We start from the raw sequence: 16,395 nt of genomic DNA, 5'->3' as shown, positions 1-16,395 counted from the left end.
GGGAGGGACATGGAGCATCGCGCGGTGATCCGGAGGCGAAAAGCCCACTCAACGCCACCGAGGTTGACGGAGCGTTGCCGACGGAGCGAGTCCGTTGCGGCGATGGCCGGCCTTTTCGCGGAACGGCATGCAGGCTAGGCGCTTGACCAACGCATCCGAACCCTGTCGTTCCTCCCGATCCGAGCCCGCATGTCCGAGACACGCATCGTCTGCATCCGCCACGGCGAATCCACCTTCAACGCAGCCCATCGCCTCACCGGACGCGATCCCGGCCATATCGACGCCCGGCTGACGGACCGAGGCCTCACTCAGGTCGCGGCGGCCCGGGAGAGGCTGCGGGACATCCCCTTCGATCTGGTGGTGACGTCTCCGCTCACCCGCGCCATCCAGACCACCGCCGGCATCTTCGGCGATCATCCGGCCAAGCCCGAGATCCTGGTGGAAGTGCTCCATCGCGAATGCCAGGAGAGCAGCTGCGACGTGGGGCGCGCCGCCTCCGTGCTGAAGGCGGAATTCCCGCATCTCGATATCGATCACCTACCGGAGATCTGGTGGCATGCCGAGGGCGAGCCGATCGCGGAGGGCGTGCATGTGGAGCCGCGCCACCTGTTCGATCGTCGCGTGGCGACGTTCCGCGACTGGCTGACCGAGCGGCGCGAGCGCACCATCGCCGTCGTCGGCCATGGCACGTTCTTCTTCCACCTCACCGGCATCTGGCTCGACAACTGCCAGACCACCGAGCTCGACCTCGCATCTGGGTCGGTGGCGGGCTAACTCATCTGCCGGAGACGGCAGGCGTTCGCGTCGCGCCCGCCCGCGCCGCATCCAGCCGCTCCCGCGCCTGAACGAGATCGATGTCGGGCGCCTGTCGTCCGATGGCGAGGGCCTCGTGGAGGATGGTTGCGGCGCTGTCCCAGATGCCCTCGGCGAAGGGTGTTGCACCTTCCGCGACCTCGGCGGCGCAACGGGCATCGGTTGCCGATTTCACCGCGGCCGCCGCGCTGCGAGCGACGGAAGAGGCGAGGGCGCCCCGTCTCCAATCCCTCTGCCGCGAGGCGGCCTGCGCGATCGCACCTCCGCGCCACGCGGCGTCATGGGCCGCCGAGACACCGGCATCGAGATCTCGCGCTTCGTCGCAACGGGCGGCGAGATCCGCGAAACCCGCGCGGTCGAGGAGGGGAGGCAGGATGCGGCGGATGCTCTCGAGGGCGAGAAAGCGAACGCGCCGCTCCTCCACCTCCGGGGTATCGGCGGAGCCGGACAGGCGCAGGACGAAGGCCATCAATCGGGGGCGCTGGTCGTCCGGCATCGCATCGTTGAGGCCGAGGGCGTAGGCGGCGAGCGGTGCCGAGAAGCACGTCGGGCAATCCGACGAGGAACGGATCGCCCGGTAGGGCAAGCCTGCGGCGACGATTGCCGCCTCGTTGATGCAGGTGCCGCCATCGGGACCGGGGAAAGGGTGCGAGCCGGCCAGCAGACGCCAATGGAGGATGTGCTCGAAACCCGTTGCCATGCGTGCCGGCTCCCTCTGGTTTCACGGGAAAACCCCAGCGCGAACCGGCGGGGTACCCGGAACCTGCCACGGGATTGCGTGCCGTGACGAGGAAAATCTCAGTCGCCCACGCCCACGGCGAGCCCTGCCAGCATGGCGATGCCCAGCACGAGGAGGAAGGCCCCGGCCAGGAGTTCGAGCCCGCCCACCGCAACGGCGCCGGACGCGCCGCGCCCGCCCGCGAGACGCAGGGCCAGGGCCTTGGCGAAGACCGCCAAGCTCGCCAGCAACCCGGTGGTCAGGGCCGTGCCCAGAGCCATGGCGAAAGTCGCCGCGATGCCCGCCGCCAGGATGCCCTGCGATGCGGAAAAGACGAGGATGAGGATCGCGCCGGCGCAGGGGCGTGAGCCGGCCGCCAGCACCACGCCCGCCCTCTCGCGCCAGGAATCGAGGCGGCCGATGGCGCTGGCGTCGGTGAGGTGGACATGGCCGCAGCCGGGCGCGCAGGCGGCAGCGTCACCGCCGTGGACGAGTCCCGCCAGTCGTCCGGCCTTCCGCCACGTCACCGTGAGCCCGAGGAGGGCGACGAGGGCGAAGCTCACCGTCTCGATCACCGTGCCGGCCCGCGTCATCCCGGCGGCGGTGGCGTTGAGCAGGAGATTGCCGATGGCGACGATGCCGATGGCGACGAGGGCCTGAAGCAAGGCCGCGGCGGCGCTGAGCGAGAAGCCGCGCGCCAGCGCCCGTTCTCCGGCCACGATGTAACCGGCGATCACCGCCTTGCCATGGCCCGGCCCGGCGGCGTGGAACACGCCGTAGCTGAAGCCGATGAGGACCATCGGCCCCCAGCTTCCGCCTTGCTTGATCGCGGCGACGGTGGCCTGCAGGCTGCGTGAGAAGCTCGATTGCATGGCGAGCAGCCCGCCGCCGATCCCGGCGGCTGAGGGCGCGGCCTCGCGAAATCCGACCCCGAATGGGGAGCGGGGCGGCGGCGGAGCTACGCTGGAGCCGAGGAGCCACGACAGCGCCGTGAGGACGAGGGCGACGAGGGCGATGGCCGCGAGGGCCAGAGCGAACTTTAGGGGGAGCCTGCTGCGGGACGTCGCCGGCTCGGTGATGGCGGTGCCTACGGACATGCGACGATGATCCGGTTGGCGAACTGGACGCCGTAGCTGGAGGCGTTGGTGAGGGCTTCGAAGAAGGCCTCCGACATGCCCGGCTTGGCATCGGCGGTCTTCGGCGCCTCCTTCTTGGGGCGGGTCATCGTGGCCGCGCAGCCGGAGGGAGCCCCGACGAGGCGGGCGGTGTCGGCATCCTCCGAGAGGCTGAACGCAACGAAATAGGTCGGGTCGAAGACTTCCAAGGCAGCGACCCCGCGCCCCTGGGCCACCGGCGATTTCAGCGGGAGGAGAAAGCTGAGGGTCAGCTTGTCGCCCTCCATTCTCATGCGCGGCTCCACCGGGTCGCCGAAGGTCTGCTCCTTGCCGCCGACCTTGAGCTTGGTGAAGTAGGCGAATTCCGCGAGATTGGCGGTGTTGTCCGTGGCGAGACCCGCGAGTTCGTCGGGGGAGACCGTGCCATCCCCGTTGGCGTCGAGGCCCTGGATCGCCGAGGCCGAGTAGCTGGCATCGAAGGTCCAGGCGTGACGGATGCCCGTCACCTTGCCGCCCTCGCCGTAATCGATCTCCGCCTTCGACGTGACCCAGACATGCGGATGAGCCGATGCCGGAGCGGCAAGGCCGAGGCTGAGGACAAGCGCCGCCAGAGAGGAGGCGCCGAAGCAGCGGGCGGATTGGGGAGCGATCGGCGAAGCCATGCTGGACGCTCGCGAGTCAAGGTAAACAAAATCTCAACGCGCGGTGCGTCAGCGACCGGCGGCCTTGACGATCTCCTCCGATTTCACTGGGGCGAAAGCGAGGCGCGAGCTTCCGTCAAGCGGCCCGGACGCTGGCGAGAAACCCCGCAATGCTCTCGTCGAGGGCGAGGCTCGCCGCCGCCACGCGGCCGGCGACACTCCTCACCGATTCGGCGGCCCGTGCGCTGGACGCGGCGGCTTCTTCGACCGTGGCGATGCCGCCGGACACGGCGTCGGCGCTGGCCTCGGCATCGGCGACGCTGTCTGCGACGCGTGCGCCCGCGATCCGCTGGGCCTCGAGAGCGAGGGCCACGGCCGCATCCGCGCCCGCCATCTGATCCATCGTTCCGCCGATGGCCTCCACCGCCCGGAGGGTGTCCTGCGCGGCGCCCCGCATCGCTTCGATCTGTCCCTTGATCGCCTCGGTGGCGCCCGCCGTCTGGGCGGCGAGCGCCTTCACCTCGCCGGCGACCACCGCGAAGCCGCGTCCGGCTTCGCCCGCGCGCGCCGCCTCGATCGTGGCATTGAGGGCCAGGAGATTCGTCTGCGCGGCGACGGTGGCGATGGTCTCGACTACGGTGCCGATCTCGCGCCCCGCCTCGGTGAGCAACGCGGCGGCGCGGCGCGTGGCCGTGACCTCGCGGTGCGCCAGTTCGCCCAAGCCATCGCGGATGCGCGACTGCCGGTCGATGGCCTCGCTACCTCCCGCGACATCCGCGCTGGCGGCCGCAGCCCTGCGCACCTGTTGTCCCGCGCCGGCCGCACCTTCCGAAACGATGGTGGCCTGATCCCGCGTGAGCCGCACGGCGTCCGACACCGCCTCCGCCGCGCCCGCCATGGCAGTGGCGGCGCTCGACAGATCCTGCGCCACCTTCTGAGCCTCCTGCTCGAAGGCCTGGGCGGCTGCCTCCAGGCGCGCGGCCCGCTCGGCTTCCAGAGCGGAATGGGCGAGCGCGCGCGCATCGCCTTCGACCTTGTCGACGATGACGGTCCGCAGCACCGCAATGGAGCGGGCCATGGTACCGATCTCGTCTCGGCGTTCCATCAACGGAATGGCCCCGGTGAGATCCATGGCGGCAAGGGCATCGATCGCCGATCCGAGGCGGGCCAGCGGTTGGCGGATCTCCTTGAGGACGAGCCAGTGAGCGAAACCGAAGGTGAAGAGGATCACCGCCCCGGAGGCCACGAGGCTTATGCTACGGGTCTGCTCGATCTCCGCCGCGGCCTCCGAGCGTTCGTCGGCGAGACGCACCAGGGTGTCCTTGCCGATCCGCGTGATCGCGGACACCATTCTGGCGCGGCTCGCCACCGTGGCCTCGTCGGTGCCCTGGATCAGCGCCGCCTTCGGGGAGATGGTGAGGCCGAGCTCCGCCGTATCGGTTTGATAGGCCAGGAACTCCTTCAGCATCAGATCGAGCTTGAGGCGTTCCGTATCGGAGACATGCCCCGTGATCCGGCCCAGGAACACGTCCTTCTGCTGGCCGACCTCGGCGAGGGCGGTCTTCAGGCCGCCGAACTTCCCCTTGGCGTCATCGGTATCGTCCGCCGTGTAGACCGTCGTTGCCGCGACCACGGTGCGTTCGATCGCGAGGGCGAGGCCCTGGGCCGACAGGGTGCGTTCCCATACCGAATCCATCTCGGCCGTCCGCGCCTGCTGATGCAGGACCATCCGATCGTTGAACAGGGACAGGGCGCAGGCACCGAGCGCCAGAACGCCCATCACGGCCGCGAGTTTGTTGCCGAGGGAGAGGCGCATGGACTCGTTCCGTCATCGAGGGCTTTCCGAAGCTGATGACGTCCCGAACCTTGCCGGGAGTTTAAATCGAGGCGGCTAACGAGCTGTAATACCTCATAAAAACGCTTGAGGCCGCCCGTTTCGGGGCGGCCTCCGGTGTTGGTGACTGATGAGGAGTCGCTGAAAAGCGTAGCTCAGTAGGCCGTGGAATCGGCGGAGGCGACGTCGACCCGGTCGCCGCTGCGCGAGAAGGCGATGGTGGTCTCGCGTCCGTCGGAACCGAGGGTTCCGGGCACCGAGAGATGCACCGTCTGCTCGGGGTTGAGGGTGGTCACGAGCCGGATCACCTGCGGCTGGTCGTTGCCGGAATTGACGCTGGCCAGGGTGGCGACGACGCGGTAGCGGCCCTTCTCGACCGTATAATAGGCTGAGCCCCGATAGGCACCGAGGTCGACGCTCTGTGCGCTTGCCGGCGAAAGTTCGGTCGCCAGGGAGGCCGTGGCGGAGGCGAGGGTGAGCGCTACGGCAATGAGGGTTTTGGACGAGATGCGCATGATGAGGGAACCTGTGCGGTTACTGTCCGCCGGGAGTGCCCGTTCGGAGAGCCGGTTGCACCGGGAGACCGACATATGCGGATTTTATGCTGCGCTGCGAAGAGGATAATGTTGCAATGCGTCAATGCATGGATTGCATGACTCGTCAAAAAATATCTTGATACATGTCAATAATACATAGCTCGACAGCATGACAGATAGAAACTGCCGCTCCCAGGACGGGAAATGGACGTTCGATCAAAAGGCGGTTCGATTGGGGATTGGCCTAGGAAGATAACATGCTGCGATGCAGCGCGAGCGTTACGTCACTCGCGCCGGGTCAGCGCGGCGATCTCGGCTTCTTCCGCCGGGCTCAGCTTGGTCTCGTGATCCGCGCGCCGGCGCGACAGACGCCAGAGCCCAAAGACACCAAGGCCGAGGGCCATGAGGGGCGTCAGCCAGAGCAGCAGCGTGTGCAGGGCGAGGACCGGGCGCAGCAGGACGTATTCCCCGTAGCGGCCGACCACGTAATCCTGCACCTGCCGGTCGTCGTCCCCCGCCTTCAAGCGCTCTCGCACGATGAGCCGGAGATCGCGCGCCAGGGGCGCATCGGAATCGTCGATGGACTGGTTCTGGCAAACGAGGCAGCGCAGGCCGGAGGAGATGTCGCGCGCCCGCGCTTCGAGCTTGGCGTCCGGCAGGACCTCGTCCGGCTGGACGGCCAGGGTCGTGCCCGTCGAGCCGGCGAGAAGCGCCAGCGCGACGAGCAGGCGGGGAAGACGGGCCGCGCTCATTCGGCGGGGGCCATGGTGCCGGGCATGGTCTTGGCCTTTTCCTTCGCCCGTGCGGGCGCGCCCACCCGCATCCTACGGTCGGTGAGGGACACCGCCCCGCCCAGCGCCATGACGACGGAACCGAGCCAGATCAACAGCACCAGGGGCTTGTAGTAGAGCCGCAGGCCGATGGCCCCGCCGGGGACCATCTCGCCGAGGCTGGCATAGACCTGGCTGACGCCGACGGTGAGTAGGCCGGATTCCGTCACGTTCATCTTGCGGCTCGGATAGAACCGCTTGCCCGTCTCCACGGTGCCGATGAAGTCACCGGCCGTGTTGCGGATGGTCAGGAAGGCCGTTGTCTCCTCGTAATTCTCGCCCGTGCGCGGGCCGACCCGGTCGAGGGTCGCCACGTAAGGGCCGGAGGCGAGGGACTCGCCCGGCTTCACCGTGCTCAGGGCTTCCGTGGCCCAACCCTGCGCGGCGATGCCGAGAACCACGATTCCGACGCCCGCATGGGCGAGCGCCGTGCCCCAAGCCGAGCGGGGCAGGCCCAGCGCCCGTCGCATGACGCCGCTCACCGTCCGTGCCCGGCTGTTGCCGTAGCCACGGGCCCGCGACACGATCTCCATGGCCGAGCCGACGACGAGATAGGCACCGAGGCCGATGCCGATGGGCGCCATCATCGGGCCGCCCCAGGTCCAGGCGAGCACGGCGAGGCCCACCGCGAGGGCGACACCCATGGCGGCGAACAGGCGCTGCGAGGCCGCGTGCACGTCGCCGCGCTTCCAGGCCAGGGTCTGGCCGAAGGGGACGATGAGGAGGAGCGGGATCGCCAGGGGGATGAAGGTGTAGTTGAAGAAGGGCGGCCCCACCGAGATCTTCTCGGAGGTCAGGGATTCGAGGAGCAGCGGGTAGAGCGTGCCGACGAAGACGGTGGCGCAGGCGGCGGCGAGGAACAGGTTGTTCATCACCAGGGCGCCCTCGCGCGAGATCGGCGCGAACAGGCCGCCCTGCCGCAGCATCGGCGCGCGCCAGGCGAAGAGGCTGAGCGAGCCGCCGATGAACAGGATCAGGATGGCGAGGATGAAGACGCCGCGCGTCGGGTCGGTGGCGAAGGAATGCACCGAGGTGAGAACGCCCGAGCGGACGATGAAGGTGCCGAGCAGCGACAGCGAGAAGGTGAGGATGGCGAGCAGCACCGTCCAGACCTTGAGCGCGTCGCGCTTCTCCATGACCACGGTGGAATGAAGCAGCGCCGTGCCTGCGAGCCACGGCATCAGCGAGGCATTTTCCACCGGATCCCAGAACCACCAGCCGCCCCAGCCGAGTTCGTAATAGGCCCAGTACGAGCCCATCGCGATGCCCAGGGTCAGGAAGCTCCAGGCGATCAGCGTCCAGGGGCGCACTGCGCGCGCCCAGACCGCGTCGATGCGGCCGTCGATCAGCGCCGCGATGGCGAAGGCGAAGGTGATCGAGAAGCCGACATAGCCGACGTAGAGAAGGGGCGGATGGATCGCGAGGCCGAAATCCTGCAGCAGCGGATTGAGGTCGTTGCCCTCGACCGGCGCCGGGCTCACCCGCATGAACGGGTTCGAGGTCGTGATGATGAACAGCACGAAGACGAAGGTGATGAGGCCCTGGACCGCCAGGGTGTTGGCGCGGAGCACCGGCGGAACCGAGTTCCGGGACACGGCGACCAGGGCGCCGAACAGGGCCAGGATGAGGACCCAGAGCAGCATCGAGCCCTCATGGTTCCCCCACACGCCCGAGAGCTTGTAGAGGAAGGGCTTGGCCGTGTGCGAGTTCTCGATCACGTTCTGGACCGAGAAGTCCGAGGTGGCATGGGCGTAGGTGAGCGCCCCGAACGAGAACAGGATGCAGGCGAAGGTGCCGAGCGCCGCCGGAGTGGCTACGGCGCGCAGGGCCGCATCCCCAGAGCGGGCGGCCCAGACCGGCATCACCGCCTGGACCAGGGAAAGCGCCAGCGCCAATGCCAGCGCGAAATGTCCGACTTCGATCAGCACGTCGGATTGTCCTTCCTCAGGGTCATACCGGTCATCGTTCGCTGCGTCGTCCGAGCGTCGGCTCGCCGTCGGCGGTCTTCACGCCCTCGGCGGCTTTCCCGGCGGAGGCTCCCTTGGAGCCGCCCTCCTGCCACCGTCCCTGCGCCTTGAGCGCATCGGCGACCTCGCGGGGCATGTAGGATTCGTCGTGCTTGGCCAGCACCGTGTCGGCGCGGAAGATGCCGCCCGGCTCGAGCCGCCCTTCGGCGACGATGCCCTGGCCTTCGCGGAACAGGTCGGGAAGCAATCCGCGATACTGGACCTGGACCGTCGCGTTGGTGTCGGTCACGGCAAAATCGATGTTCTGGTCCGGGCCGCGCTGGAGCGAGCCTTCCTTCACCAGCCCGCCGAGGCGGAAGCGGGTGCCCGGCGCCACGCCCTGCGCGGTCACCTCGGTGGGCGACCGGAAGAACACGATCGACCCGCTCATGGCGGACAGGATCAGGCCGAGGGCCAGGGCGAGCACGGCACCGCAGGCGGCGATCAGGATCAGGCGGCGGCTCTTGCGAGTCACGAGTTTCGTCCCGTTTCTGTTCCGGCGCCTCATGATGGGCGCTGAGGAGGCCCGGAATGGTGCATCCGGCTGTCCTGTCGTCTGGCGTCTTTTAGGTACTGGCGTATCTTGGGTTTCGGCCCCATGGCACTCCGGGTCAAGGGCCGTGGCCGGGGCGGATTGTCAGGGGGCGTCCTGCGGCGCGGCCCGCATCACGGCTTGTCGTTGCCGCCGCGCAGGCCGAGCTCCTGGGCCAGGATGTCGAGCTTCTCCATGGCGCGGGCATCCGGGCTGAGGGCCATGCGGCCGCGGTCGAGGGCATGGCTCGCCTGCTGGCGCTCACCCAATACGCTGTACGAACGCACGAGACGCAGCCAATCATCCACCGTGCCGCCCTTGGAGGCGAGGCGCCGGTCGAGGCCGGCGACCATGCCGCGGATGGCCGCGTCCCGTTCGGGCGCCGGCATCGCCTTCACGGCGGCCACGGCGGCGTCCGTCCCAGCGCGCTCGGCCGCATCGGCAGCAGTTACCGGCGGTACGGGCGCCGAGGCGAGGCCGAACTCGCGGGCGAGCTCATCGAGCTTGGCTCCGGCTCCATCCTCGCTGCCGACCGCGTTCCGCGCCCGGTCGAGGGCCGCCTTCATCTTTTCGCGATCTCCCAGCACGCCGTAGGATCGGACGAGGCGGACCCACTCGTCGGCAGTGCCTCCCTTTTCCGTCAGGCGCCGGTCGAGCCCGTCGACCATGCCCCGGATCGCCGCGTCGCGATTGGCGGCGGGCATCGCCTGCAGATCCGCCGCAGCACTGGAATCGGGAGCCTGGGCCGATGGGCCGGGCTTGGCGGCCGTGGCCGGCGCCTCGCCTTGCAGGCGGGTCAGGGTCTCGCGCACGAGCGGCAGCCAGGGCGCATCGGCCGGAGCATTCTCCATCAAGGCGGTCAGCCGCCGGACCGCGCCGGGGATGTCGCCTTCGAGCTCGGCGGCGCGCGCGAGGTAGAAGCGCGGCTTGGCGGCGCCGGCATCGAGGCTCGCCGCTCGCTCGAAGATCTCCTTCGCCCGCGGCGTCACGGTCCCGTTGGCACCGGCGACCAGGGCCTCGCCCCAATCGGAGAGGCGCTGCGGCGACTCGCCGAGCACGCGGGTCGCGGCCTCGTAGGCATGGGCCGCATCGTCGAAGCGCCCGAGCCGGACATAGACCGGCGCGAGCACCGACCAGCCGCGGCCGTCGCTCGGATCGCTGGCGAGCCGCGCCTCGATCTGGCCGATGGCCTTCAACATGTCCTGTCCGCCGGACTGAACCGCCTGCCGGTCGGAGGCTGTCTGGGACGGCATGTGCGGCGAGCCGTAGAGCCCGTAGGCGATGAGCGCCACGAGCGGGATCGTCGACAGCGCGAAGGCCGAGGCCGCCCGACGCTGGCGCAGGGCCGGCTCGGCGATCCCGTCGGAGACGGCTTCGGGGTTTTCGCGGCTCGCACGCAGAAGACGGCGGCCTGCCTCGGTGCGGGCGGCCTCGGCCTCACCGGGGGCGATCAGCCCTCGCGTCAGGTCGCGCTCGATTTCGCGGAGCTGATCCTCGTAGAAGCCGGTCTCGGTGACGAGCGTCCCAGCCGGTGGCGGGGAAGCGGCGTCCGCCCGCCGTGTCTTGGACCACAGCGACATCGGCCAGAGCAGGGCCAGCACGGTGCCCCCCGTCATCACCGCCAGTATGAACCAGATCGCCGTCATCTCACCCCGAACTCATGCCATACCATGTAAGCGCCGGACGGGTCCGAGCGCAGGGACCGGTCCGGCGACACGGTGTCACGCGAACCTGTGCCGTTTCAGACGGGCCGGCCTCTGCGGCATCCCCGCCTGAAACACCATTCGGCGCGTTTCGCATAGCCCGACGCTCATCCGGCGCTGGCATTCGGCGCGTCTCCGGGCACCTCGATCACGGCCCGCACACCGCCGAGCGTCGCCTCCTCCAGGCGGAAGCGCCCGCGATAGAGCGCCGCCAGATCGGCGACGATGGAGAGGCCGAGCCCTGAGCCTGGCTTGGTCTCGTCGAGCCGCCGGCCGCGGCCGAGTACCGCCGCGCGGTCTTCCGGCTGCAGGCCCGGCCCGTCATCCTCGATGGAGACGAGAAGGTGGGGATAATGGTGCTCGCTCACCGTCTCCGCCCGGATCGAGACGCGGCTGCGCGCCCATTTCGAGGCGTTGTCGACGAGGTTACCGATCATCTCCTCGAAATCCTGGCGCTCGCCGCGAAAGCGCAGGCCCGGCGGCACGTGGACCTCGTAGGCGATGTCCTTGTCGCGGTAGATCTTGCCGAAGGTGCGCACGAGGCCCGCGAGCGCCGGCTCCACCTCGGTGGAGGTGCCGAGGGTGCCCGCCAGAGCCGCCGCCCGCGCCCGGTCGAGGTGGTAGTTCACCTGGTCGCGCATCACCGCCGCCTGCTCGCGGATCTTCGCGGCGAGGTCGTCCGACGCGTCGCTGGCGCCGACCTCGTTGACGATGATCGACAGCGGCGTCTTCAGGGCATGGGCGAGGTTGCCCACCTGCGTGCGGGCACGCTCCAGGATCTCGCGGTTGGTCTCGATCAGGAGGTTCACCTCGCCGGCGAGGGGGGCGATGTCGCGCGGATACTCGCCGTCGATCCGGTCGGCCTCGCCCCGGCGGATCGCGCCCAGAGCCGTGCGGAGCTTGGCCAGGGGGGCCAGGCCGAAGCGGATCTGCAGCAGGGTCGTGAGCGCCAGGAACAGGCCGAGCAATCCGAACGTCACCATCAGCGAGAAACGGAAGCGGCCGACATCGTTCTCGATCTCGTCGGCGGGGCCGGCGACACGCACGGTGTAGCGTCCCTCCTCGCCGAGATCGACGTCGCGCTCGATGATGCGCAGGGGCCGGTCGTCCTGGGCCTTGCCGTAGCCCTGGCGGATCTGGCCGATCCCGGCATTGTTGTCCGGAGTGCCCGCCGGCTTCAGGGGCACGCCCACGAGGGAGCGCGAGGTGCGCAGGTCGCGCGGGCGCGCATCCGGCCGCCCCACCTGCCAGTACCAGCCCGAGAGGGGCAGGTCGAAGCGCGGGTCGCTCAGGTTGAAGGAGCGGCTCTCGGGGTCGTTGGGCGAGACGAGATCGGTGGCGAGGTTGTTGGCGTAGACGAGGAGCCGGCTGTCGAAGGAGCGCTCGGTGTTCTCGCGGTAGAGGGTGGTGAGGATCCAGGCCGCGATCAGCAGGATCGCCGAACTCGCGATCAGGGCGGAGCCTGCCAGACGCACGGCGATGGAGCGCCGCCGGAACGGCAGCCAGGAGGGAAAGGCGATCATCTGGGCGCGGCTGTCGTGGGGGCTATGCCCTGGTACACGACAGGTGCCGGAAAGGCGCGTCTTGCGAGGCACAGAGATGGTGTAGACGGCCCGTCCATATTATGTACACATCTCTTGGAAGAGGAACGGACCATGGCTCTTCATATTCGCGACGAGGAAGCGGATCGTCTCGTGCGTGCTCTTGCCGAGCGCAAGCACATTTCGCTGACGGACGCCATCAAGCTCGGTGTGGGCAACGAGCTCAAGCGCGAGGACGAGAAGCTGTCCTTGTGGGAGCGTATTCGTCCGATCCGGGAACGCATCGCGTCTCGGCCGGATACCGGACTCAAGGCGGACAAGGCCTTCTATGACGAGATGAGCGGCGACGTCTGATGTTCGTCGATGCGTCGGCACTGGTCGCCATCCTGACGGGAGAATCCGATGCGTCGGACCTCGCTGCCCGCCTCGAAGGCGCGACGACGCTGATCACGTCGCCCATCGCGGTCTACGAATCCGTTCTTGCCATCGCACGGACCAAGCAGGGCGGTATTGGGGAAGCCCGAATCGATGTCGAGATGTTCCTTGCCGCTGTCCCGATCCGCGTCGTTGCAGTGACGCCTCTCGATGCGTCCACCGCTCTCGACGCGTTCGAGACATACGGAAAGGGCAGAGGGCACCCCGCACAGCTCAATATGGGTGATTGCTTCGCCTATGCGGCGGCTAAGAACAACGGCGTCCCGCTCCTCTTCAAGGGCCAGGATTTCATCCACACCGATATCGCGCAGGCTCCAGCCTGAACCCCATCGAAGCTACACCCGCGGCACGGGCTGGTTCGGGTCGACGAGGTAGCCCAGACCGCGCACGGTCTGGATCAGGTCCACCGCGAGCTTCTTGCGCAGGCGGCCGACGAAGACTTCGATCGTGTTGGAATCCCTGTCGAAATCCTGGTCGTAGAGATGCTCGGTCAGCTCGGCGCGGGAGACCACGCGGCCGGTATGGTGCATCAGATAAGCGAGCAGGCGGTATTCGTGGCTCGTGAGCTTGATCGGGTTGCCGTCCACATAGACGCGGCCCGAGCGGGTATCGAGCACGACGGGCCCGCAGGAGATCTGGCTCGTGGCGTGGCCGGTGGCGCGGCGCAGGAGCGCGCGCACGCGGGCCATCAGCTCCTCCATGTGGAAGGGCTTGGTCACGTAATCGTCGGCCCCGGCATCGAACCCGTCGACCTTGTCCGACCAGCGGTCGCGGGCGGTGAGGATGATGACCGGCGTCTTGATGCCGGCGCGGCGCCATTTCTGCAGCACGGTGACGCCGTCCGCCTTCGGCAGGCCCATGTCGAGGATGATCGCGTCGTAAGGTTCGCTCTCGCCGAGATAGGCGCCCTCTTCGCCGTCGAAGGCCTTGTCGGCGACGTAGCCGGCCTCCTCGAGCGCGCTGACCACTTGCCGGTTGATGTCCCGGTCATCCTCGACGACGAGCAGACGCACTGCGATTCACTCCCAAGATGAGGCGGCGCTGAGGCCCCCGTCGCGGAGAACGATAGGCGCCCCCGCCTTTATTTGCCGATAACCCGCCCGGTGGTGGCATCCACCAACACGTGGACGAACTGTCCGTCCCGGCGCAAGGCCGTCAGGAGATAGGCGAGGCCCTCCCCGTGCCGACAGAGCCGGGCGCGCTGGATCTCGGCCCGGGAGATCACCGTCCGGGCGGCGCGGATCGCGGCCACCGGCTCGATCACCCGCTTGTCCGCCACCGCCTCGCGCAGGTCCGCCGGGCTGAGACAGCTCTCGCTCGGCGGGACCGCGTGGATCGGCGCCGAGACCTCGGCCGTTCCGGGCGTCATCGTCTCCTCCGCCAGCGTGCGAATCGGCCCCGTCGCGAAAGCCGCGACGGTCAGGCCGATAAACAGCAGGGCGAGGAGGATACGCATGGATTGAGTCAATGGTCTTCGGGCACTGAATGCGCCCTGAATGCGGGGTCCGTCGCGCCCCGTGTCCGAACGATCGGAACGTGGCGCGACAGGCGGTGAGCGGGCAAGCCGATGGCGCGCCCTCCGGTTCCCGGACGGCGGCGTCACGAGGGGCCGGCGCGCTGCGCGACGAGGCGCTGCAGGGCGAGGCCGAGGAGGTGCTGGCGGTCGATATGGTCGAGGGCCGCCCGGCACAGGTCGGTCATCGAGCGCTCGAAACGGGTCTCGGCGGCCCGGAGGCGGCCAGAGGCGGCGCGCAGCCGCGAGGAGGGCGGGAAGAGACGGGTCATCGGGCGTTCTCCGTTGAATGGGCACGGGGCGTCATCGCCCCTCGTGGCGGGTGTCCGACAGGCGGCGCAGGATCTCGTCGAACTTCTCCCGCGCCCGCTCGTCGCTGCGGTCGACGCCGCGCGAGATCTCGCTCGCGAGACGGGACAGGTCTTCGAGCACCCGCGTCCGGCTTTCGATGGCCAAAGCCACGGCGGAATTCGCCTGGGAGGCCCGTTCCAAAGCCGTCGCGGTGGCGCCGGTATCGCCGATGCGGGCCTCCTGGGAGCGGCCCACTTCCCGGTAGAGGTGCAGGCAGGCGAAGCCGAGAAGGGCGGCGACGATCCAGCCCGCGCCCTCCTCCGAGAACAACAGGCGGGCGGCTTCGAGCGCGATCCTGTCCATGGGAACCTCCCTTCCGCGCTGCCCCGAATGGATTCACCCGTCTGCTCGGCGGCTGCTCCCACTATCCACGAGAGTTCGGCACGAGGCGCGACGTGCTCCATTTCCTTCTAGGAGAGGGCACCCGCGCATCCCGCGAGATGTGTGAATGCCGTAGCCTTCCGGGATAGGGGACCCGTCGTACGCGCGAGATGAGTGAATAGCGTAACCCGCGGCCCGCGGAACGCGGCTCAGGTCGGCGATGGCCGGTCCCGGCCCGTTCGCAGGGTGTCGAGTGCGGGGGGCAGGGTGTTGCCGGTCGTGGCCTCCTCGTCGAGGGGCAGGCTGCGGAAGACCTTTTCGGCGAGGCCCTCCGCCCCGCCCGCCGCTGTCACCAGCCAGGCCGGCGCCTGGTCGAGCGCCCGCTGGACCGCCTGCGCGATCACCGCCGAACCCACCGGCACCGACAAGGTCCGCCCGCGCACCGCGCCGGCCACGGCATTGATCGCGTAATCGCCGACGTTGCGCACGAGGCGCTCCACGAGGGAGGTCGTGATCAGAACCTGCAACGGGCCGGCGATCCGCGCCACTGCGGCGGTCGCTGCGGTGATCGCGAGCGGCACCAGGAAGGCGGTGATCAGATGGGCCAGCGCGATCGCGCCGTCGCCCCAGGGCAGGAGGACGGTGGCATCCGTGGGCGACGCCATGCAGGGCGAGGCGGCGCAGGAGGAGAGGAGGGCGGCAAGGCCGGCAAGGACGAGGGGCGAGGGTCTCATGGCGATCTCCGGGATGCGGCAGGGGAGGGAGAACCGGGTGCTCCGGGCTCAGGCGCGTGCGCCGAACAGCGCCCGGAGCGAGGTCTTGAGGCGCGCCCAGGCACTCACGGGCGCGGTGCTCCGCTGGGGCGGCGCGGCCCGCACCGAGGGCGTGCGGGGGAGGGGGCGGCGCTCGGAACCGATGGCCGGGTTCGGAACGATCCCCGGCCGCTCCATCACCGGGCCGGCCGGGAGCGGTACCGCCTCGGCGGGCCGTGGGATCGCCGTGGGATCGGTGGAGCGGGCGCGCGGCAGGGCCGTCGCGTAGGGCGTGCGGAACTGGTCGTATTCGGCCCTCCGGCGCGGGATCAGCGAGGCGGGCCGGTTCCACATCAGGATCGCCTCGGCGGCGCCCGCCCGGTCACCGGCCTTCAGGCGCCGCACGACGGTCGAGCGGCGGAACGCGCCTTCGCCGATGTTGAAGCAGAGGGAGACCAGGGCATCGAAGGCATGGTCGGGCAGATCGTTTGGCACCACCGCCGCGACGGTGCGCACGAAGCGGCCGACGTCGCGGGCGAAGAGCGCGTCGCATTCCGCCGCCGTCAGGCGCAGGCCCGGTGTCACCACGGGTGGCCCCGCCGCGCTGGTATGGCCGATGCCGATGGTCCAGATGCCGACGGAATCGCGGTAAGCCTCGAGGCGCCGTCCCTCGCGGGCAACGAGCACGGCATGGCCGATGGCGCTGAGATCCATGATTCACTCCGGGATTGGGAACGGGGTGCGCGTCGTGCGG

At 69.2% G+C, this 16,395-nt stretch carries 19 protein-coding genes; 3 read left to right on the top strand and 16 right to left on the bottom strand.

Features of this window, described 5'->3' with window-relative positions; genetic code table 11:
* Positions 1-189: 189 nt before the first annotated feature.
* Positions 190-774, top strand: a complete 585-nt coding sequence (locus A3OM_RS0121140) for a histidine phosphatase family protein (RefSeq protein ID WP_018045787.1) — start codon at positions 190-192, stop codon at positions 772-774.
* A gap of 1 nt (position 775) precedes the next feature.
* On the opposite strand, the gene A3OM_RS0121135 is transcribed toward A3OM_RS0121140, so the two are convergent.
* The 10 genes from A3OM_RS0121135 to A3OM_RS0121090 all read right to left on the bottom strand — a co-directional run bounded on the left by A3OM_RS0121135 (position 776) and on the right by A3OM_RS0121090 (position 12,251).
* Entirely contained in the window at positions 776-1,513 is a 738-nt protein-coding gene (locus A3OM_RS0121135) for a hypothetical protein (RefSeq protein WP_018045786.1), read from the bottom strand.
* A 98-nt stretch (positions 1,514-1,611) separates the two neighbouring features.
* Positions 1,612-2,628, bottom strand: coding sequence for a hypothetical protein (locus A3OM_RS0121130; protein ID WP_018045785.1), 1,017 nt, complete (start codon positions 2,626-2,628; stop codon positions 1,612-1,614).
* Positions 2,619-3,308: a DUF1007 family protein gene (locus A3OM_RS0121125; protein WP_018045784.1), complete on the bottom strand. Its 690-nt coding sequence runs from the start codon at positions 3,306-3,308 to the stop codon at positions 2,619-2,621. Before A3OM_RS0121125 ends, A3OM_RS0121130 begins: the two co-directional genes overlap by 10 nt.
* A 115-nt stretch (positions 3,309-3,423) precedes the next feature.
* The gene (locus A3OM_RS0121120; protein ID WP_018045783.1) at positions 3,424-5,103 is read right to left on the bottom strand and encodes a methyl-accepting chemotaxis protein; all 1,680 of its coding nucleotides are present in this window, start codon (positions 5,101-5,103) and stop codon (positions 3,424-3,426) included.
* A 173-nt stretch (positions 5,104-5,276) separates the two neighbouring features.
* Positions 5,277-5,636, bottom strand: a complete 360-nt coding sequence (locus tag A3OM_RS0121115) for a hypothetical protein (protein WP_018045782.1) — start codon at positions 5,634-5,636, stop codon at positions 5,277-5,279.
* A gap of 305 nt (positions 5,637-5,941) precedes the next feature.
* Complete coding sequence (locus A3OM_RS0121110; protein ID WP_018045781.1) at positions 5,942-6,409, bottom strand: cytochrome c-type biogenesis protein; 468 nt, start codon at positions 6,407-6,409, stop codon at positions 5,942-5,944.
* The gene (locus A3OM_RS0121105; RefSeq protein ID WP_018045780.1) at positions 6,406-8,415 is read right to left on the bottom strand and encodes a heme lyase CcmF/NrfE family subunit; all 2,010 of its coding nucleotides are present in this window, start codon (positions 8,413-8,415) and stop codon (positions 6,406-6,408) included. Before A3OM_RS0121105 ends, A3OM_RS0121110 begins: the two co-directional genes overlap by 4 nt.
* Positions 8,416-8,446: 31 nt before the next feature.
* Positions 8,447-8,968, bottom strand: coding sequence for a cytochrome c maturation protein CcmE (gene ccmE / locus A3OM_RS0121100; protein WP_018045779.1), 522 nt, complete (start codon positions 8,966-8,968; stop codon positions 8,447-8,449).
* A 191-nt stretch (positions 8,969-9,159) separates the two neighbouring features.
* Positions 9,160-10,671 carry a c-type cytochrome biogenesis protein CcmI gene (ccmI, locus tag A3OM_RS0121095; RefSeq protein WP_018045778.1) on the bottom strand — a complete coding sequence of 504 codons (1,512 nt, stop codon included), beginning with the start codon at positions 10,669-10,671 and terminating at the stop codon, positions 9,160-9,162.
* A 164-nt stretch (positions 10,672-10,835) separates the two neighbouring features.
* Positions 10,836-12,251: a sensor histidine kinase gene (locus tag A3OM_RS0121090; RefSeq protein WP_018045777.1), complete on the bottom strand. Its 1,416-nt coding sequence runs from the start codon at positions 12,249-12,251 to the stop codon at positions 10,836-10,838.
* A 132-nt stretch (positions 12,252-12,383) separates the two neighbouring features.
* Between A3OM_RS0121090 and A3OM_RS0121085 the strand changes: the two genes are divergently transcribed.
* Together A3OM_RS0121085 and A3OM_RS0121080 are read left to right on the top strand one after the other, a co-directional pair.
* The gene (locus A3OM_RS0121085) at positions 12,384-12,623 is read left to right on the top strand and encodes a type II toxin-antitoxin system VapB family antitoxin (protein WP_018045776.1); all 240 of its coding nucleotides are present in this window, start codon (positions 12,384-12,386) and stop codon (positions 12,621-12,623) included.
* Positions 12,623-13,027 carry a type II toxin-antitoxin system VapC family toxin gene (locus tag A3OM_RS0121080; protein WP_018045775.1) on the top strand — a complete coding sequence of 135 codons (405 nt, stop codon included), beginning with the start codon at positions 12,623-12,625 and terminating at the stop codon, positions 13,025-13,027. Before A3OM_RS0121085 ends, A3OM_RS0121080 begins: the two co-directional genes overlap by 1 nt.
* A gap of 12 nt (positions 13,028-13,039) precedes the next feature.
* Here A3OM_RS0121080 and A3OM_RS0121075 read toward each other — a convergent pair whose 3' ends face one another.
* The 6 genes from A3OM_RS0121075 to A3OM_RS0121050 all read right to left on the bottom strand — a co-directional run bounded on the left by A3OM_RS0121075 (position 13,040) and on the right by A3OM_RS0121050 (position 16,355).
* A complete protein-coding gene (locus A3OM_RS0121075) occupies positions 13,040-13,717 on the bottom strand; it encodes a response regulator transcription factor (protein WP_018045774.1) in 678 nt (225 codons plus the stop codon).
* A gap of 68 nt (positions 13,718-13,785) precedes the next feature.
* Positions 13,786-14,160, bottom strand: coding sequence for a PepSY domain-containing protein (locus tag A3OM_RS0121070; RefSeq protein ID WP_018045773.1), 375 nt, complete (start codon positions 14,158-14,160; stop codon positions 13,786-13,788).
* Between the two features lie 143 nt (positions 14,161-14,303).
* Positions 14,304-14,489, bottom strand: a complete 186-nt coding sequence (locus A3OM_RS0121065) for a hypothetical protein (RefSeq protein ID WP_018045772.1) — start codon at positions 14,487-14,489, stop codon at positions 14,304-14,306.
* A 31-nt stretch (positions 14,490-14,520) separates the two neighbouring features.
* A complete protein-coding gene (locus tag A3OM_RS0121060; protein WP_018045771.1) occupies positions 14,521-14,871 on the bottom strand; it encodes a hypothetical protein in 351 nt (116 codons plus the stop codon).
* A gap of 227 nt (positions 14,872-15,098) precedes the next feature.
* Positions 15,099-15,623, bottom strand: coding sequence for a hypothetical protein (locus A3OM_RS0121055; protein WP_018045770.1), 525 nt, complete (start codon positions 15,621-15,623; stop codon positions 15,099-15,101).
* A 48-nt stretch (positions 15,624-15,671) separates the two neighbouring features.
* Positions 15,672-16,355 carry a lysozyme gene (locus A3OM_RS0121050; protein ID WP_018045769.1) on the bottom strand — a complete coding sequence of 228 codons (684 nt, stop codon included), beginning with the start codon at positions 16,353-16,355 and terminating at the stop codon, positions 15,672-15,674.
* Positions 16,356-16,395 lie beyond the last annotated feature (40 nt).

Origin of the sequence: Methylobacterium sp. 88A (assembly GCF_000376345.1) — a bacterium.
In the GTDB taxonomy this organism is placed as follows: domain Bacteria; phylum Pseudomonadota; class Alphaproteobacteria; order Rhizobiales; family Beijerinckiaceae; genus Methylobacterium; species Methylobacterium bullatum.
Note: the sequence above shows the minus strand (reverse complement) of the source record. Positions and strands in the feature narration are given on the sequence as shown.

Excerpts from the sequence above, each read along its gene's own strand:
- A3OM_RS0121140 (WP_018045787.1), top strand. The coding sequence starts at position 190 with ATGTCCGAGACACGCATCGTCTGCATCCGCCACGGCGAATCCACCTTC.
- A3OM_RS0121135 (WP_018045786.1), bottom strand. The coding sequence starts at position 1,513 with ATGGCAACGGGTTTCGAGCACATCCTCCATTGGCGTCTGCTGGCCGGC.
- A3OM_RS0121130 (WP_018045785.1), bottom strand. The coding sequence starts at position 2,628 with ATGTCCGTAGGCACCGCCATCACCGAGCCGGCGACGTCCCGCAGCAGG.
- A3OM_RS0121125 (WP_018045784.1), bottom strand. The coding sequence starts at position 3,308 with ATGGCTTCGCCGATCGCTCCCCAATCCGCCCGCTGCTTCGGCGCCTCC.
- A3OM_RS0121120 (WP_018045783.1), bottom strand. The coding sequence starts at position 5,103 with ATGCGCCTCTCCCTCGGCAACAAACTCGCGGCCGTGATGGGCGTTCTG.
- A3OM_RS0121115 (WP_018045782.1), bottom strand. The coding sequence starts at position 5,636 with ATGCGCATCTCGTCCAAAACCCTCATTGCCGTAGCGCTCACCCTCGCC.
- A3OM_RS0121110 (WP_018045781.1), bottom strand. The coding sequence starts at position 6,409 with ATGAGCGCGGCCCGTCTTCCCCGCCTGCTCGTCGCGCTGGCGCTTCTC.
- ccmI (WP_018045778.1), bottom strand. The coding sequence starts at position 10,671 with ATGACGGCGATCTGGTTCATACTGGCGGTGATGACGGGGGGCACCGTG.
- A3OM_RS0121090 (WP_018045777.1), bottom strand. The coding sequence starts at position 12,251 with ATGATCGCCTTTCCCTCCTGGCTGCCGTTCCGGCGGCGCTCCATCGCC.
- A3OM_RS0121085 (WP_018045776.1), top strand. The coding sequence starts at position 12,384 with ATGGCTCTTCATATTCGCGACGAGGAAGCGGATCGTCTCGTGCGTGCT.
- A3OM_RS0121080 (WP_018045775.1), top strand. The coding sequence starts at position 12,623 with ATGTTCGTCGATGCGTCGGCACTGGTCGCCATCCTGACGGGAGAATCC.
- A3OM_RS0121070 (WP_018045773.1), bottom strand. The coding sequence starts at position 14,160 with ATGCGTATCCTCCTCGCCCTGCTGTTTATCGGCCTGACCGTCGCGGCT.
- A3OM_RS0121065 (WP_018045772.1), bottom strand. The coding sequence starts at position 14,489 with ATGACCCGTCTCTTCCCGCCCTCCTCGCGGCTGCGCGCCGCCTCTGGC.
- A3OM_RS0121060 (WP_018045771.1), bottom strand. The coding sequence starts at position 14,871 with ATGGACAGGATCGCGCTCGAAGCCGCCCGCCTGTTGTTCTCGGAGGAG.
- A3OM_RS0121055 (WP_018045770.1), bottom strand. The coding sequence starts at position 15,623 with ATGAGACCCTCGCCCCTCGTCCTTGCCGGCCTTGCCGCCCTCCTCTCC.
- A3OM_RS0121050 (WP_018045769.1), bottom strand. The coding sequence starts at position 16,355 with ATGGATCTCAGCGCCATCGGCCATGCCGTGCTCGTTGCCCGCGAGGGA.